Consider the following 15,484-nt stretch of genomic DNA (forward strand, 5'->3'; position numbering starts at 1 on the left):
CTACTAAAAATCATATTAAAAAACTCCAATTCTCAAAGAATTAGAGTTTTTATAGATTAACCCTGCATGGAATAACCAATTCCACGAACGGTTTTAATATAACTTTCTTGTCCTGGAAGATCGATTTTACTACGGAGGTAACGAATATATACATCCACTATATTAGTCTCAGATGCACTTTCATACTTCCACACTCGATCTAACAGTTGCTCACGGCTCATCACCTTATTACTGCTCATTAGAGTCACTAGTAAATCGTACTCTCGTCTCGTCAAAGCAATAATTTCTTCCCCTCGATAAACCGTATGATTTTTCAAATCAACCCGCAAATTACGATAAGCAGTAGGAACTTTTAACTGGCTACATTTCTGATCAATAAAATCTCGTCCACGAAAAATAGCAGATATTTTATCAACCAGATCACTAATAATAAAGGGTTTTACCATATAAGAAACTGCAAACTGCTGAATTTCTTCAGCCGAATCCGCAATTTCCTCTCGGCTCACCATTACAATGATTACTGCAGCTGGTTTTAATAAACTTAATTGTTGAGCAAAGGCAAAGGCTGTTCCATCAGCAAACTGATTATTTAGTAAAAGTAAATCATAATTGTTTTCCTTTGCTAGAGCTAGTCCCTCTTGCCCTGTTTTCGCTAGGTCTACTTGATAACTTTCCTTTTGTAATTCCAGCATGATAAATCGTGCTAGATTCTTTTCATTTTCAACTAATAAAATCCGCTTCGCCATTGACCTATTGTCCTATTTTTCGTCGTACCAAGAATAGTGGAAGGTACCTTCTTTGTCTTTACGTTGATATGTGTGTGCTCCAAAGTAGTCACGTTGTGCTTGGATCAAGTTAGCCGGTAGATCTGCCGAACGGTAGCTATCAAAGTAAGTAATGGCTGCTGAGAAAGTTGGCACTGGAACACCAGCTTGAACAGCAAGAGCTACGATATCACGCACAGATTGTTGATATTTAGCTGTTACATCAAGGAAGTATTCATCCAAAAGCAAGTTAGCTAAGTCAGCATCACGGTTGTAAGCATCTGTAATCTTTTGCAAGAAACGAGAACGGATGATACAGCCATCGCGCCAGATTGAAGCAATATCCGCAAATGGCAAGTTCCAATTGTTTTCACGAGAAGCCACACGCAATTGAGCAAAACCTTGTGCATATGAGATGATTTTTGAGAAATAAAGAGCTTGACGGATCTTTTCGATCAACTCAGCCTTATCTCCTTCAAATTTGAAGGCGGTTGGTTTTGGCAAGACTTTGCTGGCGTGTACACGTTCTTCTTTATAAGCTGAAATATAGCGGGCAAACACAGACTCAGTAATGAGTGACAATGGCACACCGAGGTCAAGCGCTGATTGGCTAGTCCACTTACCAGTTCCTTTGTTTCCTGCAGCATCGAGAATGTAGTCTACGATTGGACCATCTTGACCTTCATCGTCTTTGCGACTCAAGATATCAGCTGTGATTTCGATCAAGTAGCTATCAAGCTCGCCCTTGTTCCACTCAGTAAAGATTTCAGCCATGTCTTCTGCAGAAAGACCGAGCAAGTGTTGCATAAGGTCGTAGCTTTCTGCGATCAATTGCATATCACCATACTCGATACCGTTGTGGACCATTTTCACATAGTGACCAGCTCCGTCAGGACCGATGTAAGTCACGCATGGTTTACCATCTTCTGGTGCTTTAGCAGAGATTTCTTCGAGAACATCTGCTACCAATTCATAAGCTTCTTTTTGTCCACCAGGCATGATAGAAGGACCTTCGAGGGCACCTTTTTCACCACCAGAGACACCAGTACCGATAAAGTTGATGCCTGAGTTTGCTAACTCTTCGTTACGACGGATAGTATCTTTATAGAAAGTGTTTCCTCCGTCAATTAAGATATCGCCTTTATCCAAGTGTGGAAGAAGGGCTTGGATGGTTGCATCTGTACCAGGTCCAGCTTGAACCATGAGCATGATACGACGAGGTTTTTCGATTGAATTTACAAAGCTTTCAACGTCATAGCTTGGCACAAAGTTCTTTTCTGGATGGCAAGCAATTACATCTTCTGTTTTGTTTGCTGAACGATTGTAGATGGCTACTGTATAGCCACGAGATTCAATATTGAGAGCAAGGTTACGACCCATAACGGCCATACCAACAACACCAAAATTTGCTTTAGTCATTTTTTTCTCCTATAGTTAGTTTGTTTTATTTTATCATGTTTAAGCTATAAAATAAAGAATTTATCTTGAAATGTTCGAAGAAGAAAATCCCCTGGGTAAAAATAGGATGAAGGCGAGCCTCATCCTAATCTTTTTTATTTCTTGTCATCAGTCGTAATTTCTTTAGCTTCAATCACTGGCTGTTCATCCTGTTTAAGCTTATTGACAGTCATATTAACACCAAGGGCTCCTGCTAAGAGTTGACGGATATCAAAACCTGCACCTTGTGACACTTGGTCAATACTTTGCATAATATCACCAACCATTTTCGAAGCATTGCCTTCACCATACATGGTGATTTTGTCCACTTTAGTAAGCGGCTCTGCTACAGCACGGGCAATTTCTGGCAGTTTGTCTACAATCATCTCAGTAATGGCTGCTTCTTGCATCTTCTTCATGGCTTCAGCTTTTTTATCCAAACCTTGAGCTTCTGCTTCTAGCTTAAGACGAATAGCTTCCGCTTCAGCACGTCCTTTAGCTTCAATAGCTTCGGCTTCTTGCAGTTGCGCAAATTTTTCTGCCTCGGCTTGAGCCTTGCGGGCTTCTGCTTCTTTTTGTGTTTCAAAGAGTTCTGCCTCGGCTTGACGTTGACGCTCAATCAATTGTGCTTCTGCCGCTTGTTGGCGAGAGTATTTTTCAGCCTCAGCCTGTTTGCGGATGTTAGCATCCAGTTCTTGCTCACGAACCTTAACTTCACGTTCCTTGACTTCAGCTTCTTTCTCTTGCTTCATGATGTTAGCTTCAGCAGCCACGCGCTCTTGCTCACGACGTTGAATTTCTGCCTCAATCCCTTTAGCTGCATCAGCCTTAGCTTGCGCAATGTCTGCTTCCTGCTTGAGGGCTGCTTGCTTCAGTTTCAACTCATTTTGCTTTTGAGCGATTTCTAAGTCAGCAGCTACGCGCTTATCGTTAGCCAATTTGTCTTGCTCAGCTTCTACTTCCTTGCGCTCACGTTCCGCTTTGGCTTTTGCAATTAGGGCATCTTTTTTGATGGTTTCGACATTTTCGATACCGAGATTATCAATCACACCACCTTCGTCAGAGAAAGACTGAACGGTAAAGGCAATGACTTCTAATCCCATCTTAGCCAGATCCGGAGCTACGTTGTCCTGAACTTTTGAGGCAAATTCCTGACGGTCATTGACCATCTTGCGTAATTCCATCTGACCGATTACTTCACGAAGATTTCCTTCCAAGACATCTTGAACAGAGTTAGAAATATCAGTTGTATTCCAATTAAGGAAGTTTTCTGCCGCGCGAGCAATCATTTCGTCAGTCGTTCCGATTTTCAGCTTAACTGCTGCATCAGCACGAACATTAATGAAGTCTAGAGTTGGCACCGCCTCAGACGTACGAACATCTGTTGAGAACTGCTCAATATCCAGATAAGAGCGTTGTTCAACAAAAGGAATCATAAATCCAGCCTTACCTCGCAAATGGCGTTGTTTGCGAAGTCCTGTGATGACGACTACTTCATTTGGTCGAGCATTGACATATCCCTTAGCCAAAAGAACAAGTACAATAACTAAAATAATTGCACCGAGGATCAGCCAAGTTGGAAAGAAAAATGTATCCATAATAACTCCTTTTTCGACAAGAAAGCTTGTCCAATTTATTTTATTATCTTAGTATACCAAATTATTTTTTAATTCCTATTTTTTCTAGAAAATTTTATTCCTCATTCATCAAAAAGACCTTGTAAACCTGCAAATGGACTATTCTCTTCTTTTTTTTCCGCTTGGTATTTCTGATAATCTTCCTCCGTCATAACCTGCCAATCTCTTCCTGTTGGCAAGTCTGAGCCAGCTTCTTCAGCAGCTGTCAAAACTTTTAGAGGAATATTCAAAAGGATATTGTCAGCTACACTTTCTGCAACATTTATCTCACCATTTTCAATGGGAAGCACCAGATCTTGGTCAATCATTTCCTGAGAAGCAACTTGTCCATCTTCCATGAAAATTTCATTAACCAGATAAGACTCTTTCCTCTCTACGGGCTCCATACTGCGACTAGAAGCCAATGTAATGGTATAAGAAAGTTCATAATCTAAGAAATAGAGTCCATCCTCATACTGGGCTCTACCACTAGCAACAATATCCTGAACGTCTAAAATCTCAGCATTGCGTTCTTTTAATTCTTCAGCCAAGTCTAGCTTCTTTTCAAAAGCCAAACCATCTGGATTTTTGCGAATTTCTTGTATATTTAACATAAGTTCCTCTTTGTTTTTTTCTTTTATTATATCATGTTTAAGCGCTCCGATGTTATTGAAAAATATTTTGTTATAATAAATGGCAAGGAGGAAGACAATGAAACAACTAGGACAAGTTTTTAGGTTTTTTCGAGAGGCAAGGCACATCTCTTTATCTGAAGCCACTGGCGGAGAATTCTCCAAGTCCATGCTTTCCCGCTTTGAAAATGGTCAGAGCGAGCTATCAGCTCAGAAACTTTTCAGCGCTCTCAGCGCTATCCACACAGAAACAGAAGAATTCACAGTTGCAGCTGGCATCCAGGATCATCATTCTCACAAGGAACTCCTAAGTCACATTCAAGATCTACTCCAAGCTAATCAGCATGACTTATTAGAAGAACTCTATCTAGAGAAGAAAAAAATTAGTCAAAATTCTAAAGAGGCAAATGATTGGGTTGAGCGCCTGATTGTAAAGGCCTACCTCTGTGCCCTCAAGGAATCTGAAAAAGCTAGTCCAGACGAGCTAGATTTCCTCCATGATTATCTCTTTTCAGTTGATATTTGGGGTCGCTATGAACTGAAGCTTTTTTCTATCTGCACTCCGGTTTTATCTCTAGACTTGTTTTCCCAATACACCAAAGAAATCCTCTCAAGAAATGATTTTACAGCCTTATTTACCAATAATCGCAACACCTTACATACCACTTTTTTAAATGGTTATCTTCTAGCCATCAGTCAGGAAAATATCGCCCATGCAGACTATTTCCAACAAGTCATTGAGCGACACTTTTATGAAGAAAATGAGACTTACTTTCGAATTGTCTATCTCTTTGCTCAGGGAGAGTTAGCTTGTTTGAAAGGACAAAAGAAAGAAGGGCTCGCCCAGATGGAAAAGGCAGTTGATATCTTCCATATCTTAGACTGCCAGCATAGCGCCGACTACTACCAAGAAGCTCTTGAAGCTACTTTTCAAAAATATGGTAAATAAAACGAACCTCCACTTTTAAACTCGACGATTTTGAGTTAAAAAGTGGAGATTTTTTGATACTAGACGATCTCTAGCTTACTAATTTCAATAACTTCCATCAAATTTGTTGAATATATGCAACATTTTCTGCTTCTTAAATCTTTTATTTTATACTAAAACTAGAAAGAGCTCTCGCAAGTCACTTTTAGAACCTGACCACTTACCTAGGAGACTTGACCACTTGCGGAAAAGCTATTGAAATCAAGACTTTTCCTGCTATAATCAAAACTATCAAGGCCTTGTAGTTATTGACTATTTTTGAAAAATCTTTCAAACCATTCATTACTAAAGGAGATTTTTATGAAACTTGCCTTACGGAATAAATTATTTGCTTTTATTAGCCTCTCCCGAATCTTCAACACTCTGGGAGCTTCTATTTTCAATATTGTTTTTGTTGTATTTGCCTCCAGCATGCCCAGCCCCAAGTTTGCTATTGCTGTGGCTAATTTTATCGTCCTGGTTCCGACCTTCTTTACTATCTTCGTCGGCATCAAAGCAGATAAGACCATCCATAAAGCTCGCTGGCTGATTCATTTTGGTTATGTACAAGCCCTGCTATTTGTTCTTGTTGCCTTTATGACTCGGTCCAGCTCTTATCTAGCCTTTTCAGTGGTCTGCTTCATGAATATTCTTTCTGATATTATCAGCGACTATCGAAGTGGTCTGCAAATGCCAATTTTGAAAAAGAATATTCCCGAGCAAGATCTAATGGAGGCCTTCTCCTTTACCCAGCTTATCAGTTTTCTTTGTAGCTTAGCTGGACAAGCTTTAGGAGTTTGGCTCTTAGCGATCAGCCAGCAAAACTTTTTCCTAGTAGCTCTAGTCAATTCTTTGACCTTCCTTCTCTCCTCTACTACCCTCTATCTAGTCCGACGTCGATTGACCCATGATCCGGTAACCATTTCTGAGAATAAACCTCCTCTCAAGGAAGAACTGAAAAAAATGTATACATCTTCCAAACTCATCTTTGAGCAGGAGGGCTCTAACAACTTTCTCAAGTTGCTGGCTCAAATCTTGGTCATTAACGCTATGGCAGGTTCTCTTATAGCACTTTATAATCTCTATTTGCTAGACAACCCCATCTTTCATCTATCTTTTAGCCAGTCGCTCTTGATTCTTCAGACGACGCTTGTCCTAGCTATGATCATCGCGAGTCTGACTCCCAACGATTACTTCAGCCGTCTATCACTAAATCAGCTCATCATCTGGGCTGCTGTTATGATGATTCTGCTTGCTATCAGCAACTTCTTACATCTGCCCGTTTTCGTCGGTATTACTTTTGGATTTTTTCTTGCTTATGCTTCCGGCAAGATCAATCCCAAAATCAACACCCTCTTGCTAAGTAAGCTACCTTCCGATGTTCTCGCTCAAACTTCAAGCTTTCTGAGTTTGCTCTTTTCCTTCTCCGTTCCTCTGGGAACTATGATTTTCTCAAGTCTAGCTCTTTGGAATATGAATGCTAGCTGGCTAATCTTCAGCATTATCGGTGTGATCGCTCTGCTCTTATCTATTGAAAAAAAAAGAATGAGATAAAATAAGTCAGATGAATGCAATTCTATTGACTTTGAGTTAAAAGCACTCTTATTTTAGACAGTAAAAAACGACAACTTCCAAATAAGGAGTTATCGTTTTTTTGAGTCATGGAAAGCTAAAAGATCAAGTGTCATTTAGCTTATGCTCTTTCTTGATTAGTTTCTGCCAAAGCGTCTGCCTCTACCATTTCGGTCAAAGTACATCCAGGTTCCGTCTTCTAGACGAATCCATTTGTTACGAACCATATCACCTGACTTCGGATCAAAGTATCGTTCAGCACCATCAACATAGACAACTTGGCCCTTGACCTGCTTGCCATCTTGGCCGAAGTAGAGAACTTGATTGTTGATTGTCTTAAGACCCGTTACAGCTTTGCCGTCTTGATCAAAGTAATACCATTCATTTTTAGCGCCTTCTGCAAATTTGTTGACGGCCATCTCTCCTGAATTGGCATCAAAGTAACGAATACTCTTGTCTGCTAGCGTCACTACCTGACCCTTGACTTGCTTGCCATCTTGACCGAAGTAGAGAACCTGCTTGTTGATCGTTTGGAGACCAGTTACAGCTTTGCCGTCTTGGTCAAAGTAATACCATTCATTTTTAGCACCTTCTGCAAATTTGTTGATGGCCATCTCTCCTGAATTGGCATCGAAGTAACGGATGGATTTATCAGCCAAAGTCACTACTTGACCCTTGATTTGCTTGCCGTCTTGGCCGAAATAGAGAACCTGTTTGTTGATCGTTTGGAGACCTGTTACAGCTTTTCCGTCTTGGTCAAAGTAATACCATTCATTTTTAGCACCTTCTGCAAATTTGTTGACGGCCATCTCTCCTGAATTGGCATCGAAGTAATGAATGCTCTTATCTGCTAGTGTCACTACTTGACCCTTGACCTGCTTGCCATCTTGGTCGAAATAAAGAGTTTGCTGACCAATCTTTTGAAGGCCTGTTAGAGCGACTCCGTCTGCCCCGAAATAGTACCAATCACTTGGATTGTCACCCTGAGCAAAACGATTGATGACAGCATTTCCTGAATCCTTGTCAAAGTATCGAAGTTTGCCATCCTTAGCACGTACAACCTTGCCCTTGACTTGATAACCATTTTGGTCAAAGTATTGCTGTCCATCTCCTATCTTGACGAGACCTCTAGCCATAACACCTTTGTCGTCAAAATAACGCCAGTTTTGGCCATCAGAAGTGTAGTAACGGTTGAGAACCTTGGCACCAGTCTTATCATAGTAGTACTGATTGCCATTTTCATCTTCCTGTAAAGCATCACGCAACTGAACCCCATTCTTCATGAAGTAAAGCTGCTTGCCATCAATCTCACGAGCTCCTGTTACTAGATATCCTTGATTATCAAAGTAATACCAATTGCCATTTTCATCCTGGATAAAAGTGTCTTTGGCTTGATTCCCACTAGTTGAATAGAACTTAAAGCCATTTGTGTCTTTTACGAATCCAGTAGAAGCTTCTTTATTGACCAGCTGTTTAGGCAATGCTGCTTCCCCAGTCTTGTTAGACAGGTATTCTTTGCTTCCCCAGTCTTTAAGAACATAGTAAGCACCACGACCTAAGATATTGGTTCCGTTGAAGTACTTAGCCGACCACTTAGTAATCTTCTCGTCCGTTGTCATCTTTTGGCCGTTAGAAATTTGTACTCGTTCAAAGATTTCTGGGTATTTAGCTTTAAGCTCATCCAAGAAGGCTCCACCATACTTGCCTTGGTAGTCGGTCCCATTGGTCTTACTATTAGCCACATAAAGTTTTTCTTTGATTTCTGCGCCTTCACGGTAGGTTCCGTAGTTGTTGACACGAGTTGCTGTTACCACTTCCTTACCTGGCAGGTTGTAGATTTGGTCTGGCACCCAATCCGCAATGGCTTGGATATTGACACTGTGAAGAGCACGGAGAGCATTGAGCAGGTCATCTAAAGAACCATATTTATTGTTCTTGCTCATAGCCATATCATAGCGGTCTTCAAAGGCATAACCATTTTGGATGATAGAATCTAGGAATGTACCGTCTTGGCTAGATACATACTGAGGTGGCAACTCAAATGAAGTCACTCCCCATTCCTTGAAGAGGTTAACATTTTTAGCAATGACCTTATTGGTATATTGATCATCACGAGTTGCAAAGTCTTGGAAATTAGAGAAGCCTTCGTAAATCAGCTGTGAATCAAGAGAGGGACTAGATTCATAAACCTGACCGCTAGCATTTTTCTTCTTGCTAGCTGTTACACGAGCATCCTGATTTTCTTTAGCACCAACTGGTACCCAAACAGCCAGATAGCCAGAAACTTGGACATTACTGTAGCCTGCGATATCATTCATATCAAAAGTCAAAATACCATTAGCATCTGTCTTCTTCCAGAGCGATTGTGGCACTTCTTCGTCAGTTAGATAGCGAGAAATGCCATCTTTGGTCGTCAAGAGCACAGGACGGTAGTATTGATTCTTATGGGCTGCCCCCATATTGACTTGCAATTTATCCCATTCGTTCAGTTTAAGGTTCGGGTTATTAGAAGCAATAACTGCCATCCCTTGGGTACGGGTTTCTGCTGTACCTTCATCCGTAGCCTCATTAGCACCAGTACCGTAGCGAACAGAAGTCAAGATACCGTTATATGACCATTTATCAGCCTCGCGAGGCACACCCATATAGGTTACCTTCATGTCCTGTCCACCAGCTACATACTTAATCCGAGCACGCAACAAGGCATCAATAGCGTCATGGTATGGAGATTTTTTCTCCATGTATTGACCATCATCGGTATAGAGGTCGCCATAGTAGACCCGAGTGATAGAGTCTTTATTGGAGAGCATGAGAGCATGGGCAGTTGGGATATTGAACTGCGTATACTTCTTGTCGGCCTTGCGCATATCTTCGTTGTAGATCTTGAATGCTTGCTTGAGTTCATCCATGGTAAAGGTCAAACCATCTGTATTTGGATTAATATTTTCCCGAATGATGTCGGCAATAACGGTTTGTACTTCACTGTCATGAGCACGGACAAAGATATAGTTAGCCATCCGCTCGCCATTTTTATTTTCAGTAGAACGGTCATTTAGACTATTCGTAATCGTTGGCTCAACTCCGCTACGGATAGAAAGCTTACGCATGAACGAATAAAGCAAGGACAGACGAAGTTTGTTATCAATTGCTAGTTGAGCGCCCTTGGTATCCTTATTATAGTCAGGATCGTTATCAGACCAAGCTTCCAAGATAGACAGATGCTTGAGGGCTTCTTCTTCACTTTCGCCAACCTTGTAGCGAGACTTGAAGTAGTCAGATGCGATTTGGAGCAAGTCTGCGTTGACATTGTCCACCGCATCAACACGAACTCCGTCAAAGTTAGCAGTTGGATCATTGGCTACGATGCTTCCAAAGTTCATCATATAGTGGAGCCAGTTAAGTTGCTCAGCTTGAACAGCTGGATTAGAGTTATCAAAATCATTGGCTAATAGGAATTCATAACCACCATTTGACTTGTCGATGAAGTATTTAGGCGTACCGGTCTGGCTGGTTGGTGTGCGGTTAAGCAGACGATATCTAGAATTGGCATGAGATGTCTTATCACTATTTGTATAGAGTAGAGCCCCACCTTGCAGATGGTCCTTGTTCGTCCCAGTTGTTTCAGATTCTGTCTTGATATTCCAATTTGGCTGAGTTTTGACAAAAGCACTCATCAGAGTTCTCAACCATTTCGTGTCACCTTCTTTGCTAATCCTTTCTTCGATTTTTCGCTGTACCTGCTGAACAGCATTTGTTAAAAGAACTTGCTCGGTCTTGCTTTCAAAAGCGCCGATTCCCAGATTTTCTTGATTCATATAGTTGAGGTAATTAATCTGAGTCCGCTTGTCAGGCCACCAAGCCATTAAAAGAGGACGCAAGTCTGTTTCTGTCGAGGCCGTCCATGTTTTTCCATCTTTTAAGATGAACTTTGGACGATACCAACTATCAGCTGTCAAATAGCCATCTACAGTCTCAATATCCTTGTCAGTTGTACCATAAAAAGCATTCTTTTGGGTGAACTCATTATTGAGACTGCTGGTTCCTTGCTGGAACTGATATTCATTTGAATCAACCAAAGCCCCGGTTTCTGCATCAAAATAAAGAATTTTTCCGTTTAGCTCAACAGCAAAGTTTTTCTTAACTGAGCCATCATCCTGAACATAGTATTTCTTACCATCAATCGTCTTGATATGAGCTAACACATCGTCATCATGCTCAGTATTTACCGGCGCCGCTTGTGCTTGAGCAGCCAACATTTTTTCGGTTATTGATTCTTTTCTTTGGGCAGGTTCTGGCAAATGACCTTTCTTTGGTGTCGCTATAATCTTGTCAGAAACGGTAGCTTTTGCTACATTTTCGGTAGTTTCTTCTTGATCATTGGCTCTACTTTCTTGTTTAGCCTGTGGTGTAGCTTGAGTTTTGTCAGTTGCCTCAGCCTGATCGGCTACTTTAGGCTCTTGGGAGGAATCATTCTTTTCAGAAGAGTCATCACTTACTTTCTGAGTCAATTCCTGTCTGGAGTCAATTCTTGTAGTTTCGGCTTCTTTATCCTGTTGTGTCGTCTGTTCCTTAGCAGTTGGATTAGTTGCCGCACTAGCTTGATAAGTTTCTTTGCTAGAAGGCTGTTCTTTTGCTTCCAGCTGAGACGGTTCAGCTGCTTTGTCTGAAGTAGTGTGCTCCGTGTCCTTGCTCTGAACAGTGGACTGTTCTTTTACATCGGCCACTTGATTAGCATCATCCGCATAGATCACATCTGATTCAAGCCCTAAGGCCTTTGGAGCCACAAGAAGGGCCAGAGAGGTAACCGCAATCGCTACCCAGTTCTTCTTAACCTTATGCATTTTATAATGAACTTTTTTCTCCATCATAAAACCTCCTTCTGAAAATAGTATAAAGTTTTACCCTTATTTTAATCTTTTTCAGAGGAGGTTCTATTCTATTTGCAAATCTGCAACTACTGTTAGTTGAATCCGCTCAAATTGTTCTTTAAGTTTTTGAGCAAGAGCAAAGGAATCTAAATATTCAAAAGTAGACAAACATTGTTCAATATCATGTCGGGCATGAGGATTGCCGACCTTATAAGAATAAAGAGCCTTATGATATTTGATCAGCACCCGGTCATAGAGATCTGTCTCAGGGATTTTTGTGTTATCAATATAATTGAGAAATTTCATAGCTACTTGTAAATGATTATTCTCTATACATGCACTCACAACATTAAGTAGCATCTTAATAATCCGTCGACGATTCTCCGGCAGATTATTGTAAAATTGAGTGCGGTTAATCATTTCACTGGCAAAGGTTTCCAGCGTTTCCAAGGTCAATAGGTTCACACTGTTGGTAAAGAGCCAAAGCTCATAGCGCCCCCATTCTTCAACGGAAAAGAGGTAATCTGTCAAAAACTCAATATCTCCCTTACTGACTTGATAGTCTGGGTTACAGGAAGTTAAGGTAGCCCTGATCACAATGGTATTTAACTTGTAGTTCTTTTTTTCTGGAAATTCTTGAGCCATGGCTTCAGAACCAGCTAAAATACTTTCTAATTTGACGATATTATTCTCACGTTGAGCCTCAGAAAGTTTTTGAGACAACACAACATCATCAGCTTCCCTATAATTATGATAAACATACTGAAATTCAGCCAAAGAGACCGACATGTTCCTGAGACAACTATAAAAAGAATCAACTGTAAGGCTACTAATCCCTCGTTCATATCGAGACAGCTGGGCAACAGAAATATCACCTGCCGCCACTTCTTTGAGGGACATATTCTTTGATTCTCTAATGATTTTTAAAATTTTTCCCGACGACTTTACGATAAGCATACCTCACTTGCATATATGTAATAAAATTCTATTTTTAATATACTAGTCCTATTTTACAGTTATGTTAAGGGCTGACAACAAAAGATTTCTCAGTAATTCCAACCTATTAAATTCGATACTAAAACACCTGAAAACGTGGTATTATAAAAGACTTTTTGCTAATCTCCGTCAATAAAAGATATCTAATCTTGTTTGTTTTCCTTAGTCAAAAGGAAGAACTGCACATACCAGGTAATTAACACTTACACAATTCATCAGCTAATTGCATCCTTTTGTTTTGCGACGAGGCACTCTGGCTGTAAGGTTGATCATACCATCTACAACTACATTCCTCCTCAGTTTGAAGCATTGTCATAATAAAAAACTGAGAAAAATCCCAGTTTTTACATTTTTCTTAATCTTTCTACCCGCTCAGAGATTGGTGGGTGAGTGTAGAAAAGTTTTTGCAGGCCACCTTTTTTCTTAGGATCGCTAATATATAAGGCTGCACTAGCATCATCCACATGTCGATGCATGGGCTCACTATTATCCAATTTTTGCAGGGCCCTAATCATTCCTTGAGGATTTCTAGTCAACTCAACACTTGAAGCATCTGCTAAAAATTCACGTTGACGGGAAATGGCCAACTGAACCAAGGTAGCTGCCAAAGGGGCTAATATAATCGCAATTAATGAAAAGACTAACATTAAAAGACCAAGACCACTATCATCATCACGGTCATTCCTTCTTCGTCCTCCACCATACCACATCATCCGACCAGCAATACTAGAAATCATAGTAATAGCACTAGCTAGGGCGACTGCAATAGTTGAAATACGAATATCATAGTTGCGAATATGGCTAACTTCATGCCCTATGACACCTTCTAATTCCTCGCGATTCATCAGTTTTAAAAGACCGGTTGTCGCTGCGACAGCAGCATTTTCAGGATTAGAACCCGTCGCAAAAGCGTTGGGAGAATCATCTTCCACAATATAAACCCTAGGCATTGGAACCTGAGCTACCATCGCCATATCTTGAACAATATGGTAAAGTTCAGGTGCTTCTTGCTCAGACACTTGTCGAGCACCATTCATGGACATGACTACCTCAGTAGATTGAAAAATCATCGTGATAGCATAAATAAGGCCAATAATGAAGGCAATAATCACCCCACCCAAAGGAGAATTCATCCAAAGATAGCCAGCAGCCGCTCCGATAAGAGCTAAAAGAGCAAAGAAGGCGACCAAGAGAAACCAGGTCCGCCTTTTATTTGCAGCAATTTGTTCAAATAACATATTACTCACCTAAACCATTGCTACCAAAATCAACTTTAGGCACAGCTTTTTCTTCTTCAGGAGTAGACAAGAAATCAGCAGGTCTAAAGGCAAACATTCCTGCAATAACATTACTTGGGAAAGCTTGCAACTTCACATTATAGTTACCAGCAACAGAGTTATAAAGCTGGCGTGAGTAAGAAATCTTATTTTCAGTGTTTGTCAATTCTTCTTGCAACTTCAAGTAGTTTTCATTTGCCTTCAAATCAGGATAACTTTCCGCAACAGCAAAAATTCCTGAAATCTGACGAGTCAAGGCATCGCTGGCCTTCATCGCATCGGCAGGCGAAGAAGCAGACGCCACTTGAGCACGTAACTGAGTCACTTTTTCCAAAGTAGCTTGTTCATATTTCCCATAGCCTTTAACAGTTTCAATCAAGTTAGGAAGCAAGTCATTCCGACGCTTAAGTTGAACATCGATCTGACTCCAAGCTTCTTGAGTCTGCATCCGTGCCCGAACAAGCGAATTATAAACAGAAATCACAAACAAGACTATAACGACAATAACTGCAATAGTAATAATAAATGACATAAGAAGTCTCCTTTTTAACAACATTGTAGGAATGAAACAGCAACTTAAAGTTCACATTCCTAAGAGATATGAATAAACAGAAAATCTACTGTTTTAGTCATTATATCAAAATTTTGAAAAAGTGGCTAAATTATTGACAATCTTTTACAAAAAGAGTATCTTGTAGATAGAAAGCTACAGACCGACGGTCGGTAGATAAAATTTAGGAGTTTCTCATGGCAAATAAAAAAGAATTTATCTTAGATACCGCAGAAAAAATGTTTATCGAACAAGGGTTTGACCAAACATCTATTGCTCAGATTCTAGATGCAACCCAGATTGCAAAAGGAACCCTCTATTATTACTTTACCTCAAAAGAAGAGATTATGGATGCCATCATTGAACGGTGGATTGATCGATCTTTTGAGCAAGTGCGCATTTGGGTGGAGCAAAAACAACTTCCAATACTTGAAAGATTAATGGGTGCTCTAGCTTCATTGAATATGCAAAAAGATGGCCAAGAACTTCTAGACCACTTACACGCGCCCCAAAACGCACTTCTTCACGAAAAAACCAATCAAATCTTATTGAGCAAGGTTCCTGAAATCCTCTATCCCCTTTTTCAAGAAGGCTTTCAAACAGGCGAGATGCAAACAGCTTATCCTTATGAGAGTATCGAGATGATGCTAACTTATTCCCTGCAGATTTTTGACAACTCCTTCCAGAAATTAGACCAAGCAGAACAAAATCATAAAATTCAAGCTTTCATCTACCTATTAGAGAAAATTTTTCAAACAAAAGAAGGGTATTTTGCTTCTTTGGCACAATTAATCCACTAAAGGAG

General features: G+C 40.4%; 11 protein-coding genes. 3 read left to right on the forward strand and 8 right to left on the reverse strand.

Translation table 11 applies throughout. From position 1 onward, the window contains the following. Positions 1-56: 56 nt before the first annotated feature. The 4 genes from O3640_RS00520 to O3640_RS00535 all read right to left on the reverse strand — a co-directional run bounded on the left by O3640_RS00520 (position 57) and on the right by O3640_RS00535 (position 4,431). Entirely contained in the window at positions 57-746 is a 690-nt protein-coding gene (locus O3640_RS00520; RefSeq protein ID WP_125367295.1) for a response regulator transcription factor, read from the reverse strand. A gap of 12 nt (positions 747-758) precedes the next feature. After that, on the reverse strand, positions 759-2,183 hold the full coding sequence (gndA, locus tag O3640_RS00525; RefSeq protein WP_061597299.1) for an NADP-dependent phosphogluconate dehydrogenase: 1,425 nt from the start codon (positions 2,181-2,183) through the stop codon (positions 759-761). 134 nt (positions 2,184-2,317) lie between these two features. Then, complete coding sequence (locus O3640_RS00530) at positions 2,318-3,799, reverse strand: flotillin family protein (RefSeq protein WP_012000008.1); 1,482 nt, start codon at positions 3,797-3,799, stop codon at positions 2,318-2,320. Positions 3,800-3,900: 101 nt separating this feature from the next. Further along, positions 3,901-4,431 (reverse strand): DUF177 domain-containing protein, encoded by a 531-nt coding sequence (locus tag O3640_RS00535; protein ID WP_061597297.1) that lies wholly within the window; start codon positions 4,429-4,431, stop codon positions 3,901-3,903. 97 nt (positions 4,432-4,528) lie between these two features. Between O3640_RS00535 and O3640_RS00540 the strand changes: the two genes are divergently transcribed. Together O3640_RS00540 and O3640_RS00545 are read left to right on the forward strand one after the other, a co-directional pair. Beyond that, the gene (locus tag O3640_RS00540) at positions 4,529-5,398 is read left to right on the forward strand and encodes an Rgg/GadR/MutR family transcriptional regulator (protein WP_061597296.1); all 870 of its coding nucleotides are present in this window, start codon (positions 4,529-4,531) and stop codon (positions 5,396-5,398) included. Positions 5,399-5,737: 339 nt separating this feature from the next. Further along, positions 5,738-6,970, forward strand: a complete 1,233-nt coding sequence (locus tag O3640_RS00545; RefSeq protein WP_268709802.1) for an MFS transporter — start codon at positions 5,738-5,740, stop codon at positions 6,968-6,970. Between the two features lie 155 nt (positions 6,971-7,125). Here the strand turns inward: O3640_RS00545 and O3640_RS00550 are convergent, their stop codons facing one another. The 4 genes from O3640_RS00550 to O3640_RS00565 all read right to left on the reverse strand — a co-directional run bounded on the left by O3640_RS00550 (position 7,126) and on the right by O3640_RS00565 (position 14,661). Beyond that, positions 7,126-11,853, reverse strand: coding sequence for a glycoside hydrolase family 70 protein (locus O3640_RS00550; protein ID WP_371586647.1), 4,728 nt, complete (start codon positions 11,851-11,853; stop codon positions 7,126-7,128). Between the two features lie 66 nt (positions 11,854-11,919). Next, positions 11,920-12,813 (reverse strand): XRE/MutR family transcriptional regulator, encoded by an 894-nt coding sequence (locus O3640_RS00555; RefSeq protein WP_081105901.1) that lies wholly within the window; start codon positions 12,811-12,813, stop codon positions 11,920-11,922. Between the two features lie 383 nt (positions 12,814-13,196). Then, complete coding sequence (htpX, locus tag O3640_RS00560) at positions 13,197-14,090, reverse strand: zinc metalloprotease HtpX (RefSeq protein ID WP_061583366.1); 894 nt, start codon at positions 14,088-14,090, stop codon at positions 13,197-13,199. Position 14,091: 1 nt separating this feature from the next. Further along, positions 14,092-14,661, reverse strand: coding sequence for a LemA family protein (locus tag O3640_RS00565; RefSeq protein ID WP_012000000.1), 570 nt, complete (start codon positions 14,659-14,661; stop codon positions 14,092-14,094). Positions 14,662-14,876: 215 nt separating this feature from the next. Here O3640_RS00565 and O3640_RS00570 point away from each other — a divergent pair, with 215 nt between their 5' ends. Then, positions 14,877-15,479, forward strand: a complete 603-nt coding sequence (locus tag O3640_RS00570; protein ID WP_125367300.1) for a TetR/AcrR family transcriptional regulator — start codon at positions 14,877-14,879, stop codon at positions 15,477-15,479. Positions 15,480-15,484 lie beyond the last annotated feature (5 nt).

This window comes from Streptococcus sp. 27098_8_75 (assembly GCF_041432475.1).
Classification (GTDB): domain Bacteria; phylum Bacillota; class Bacilli; order Lactobacillales; family Streptococcaceae; genus Streptococcus; species Streptococcus gordonii.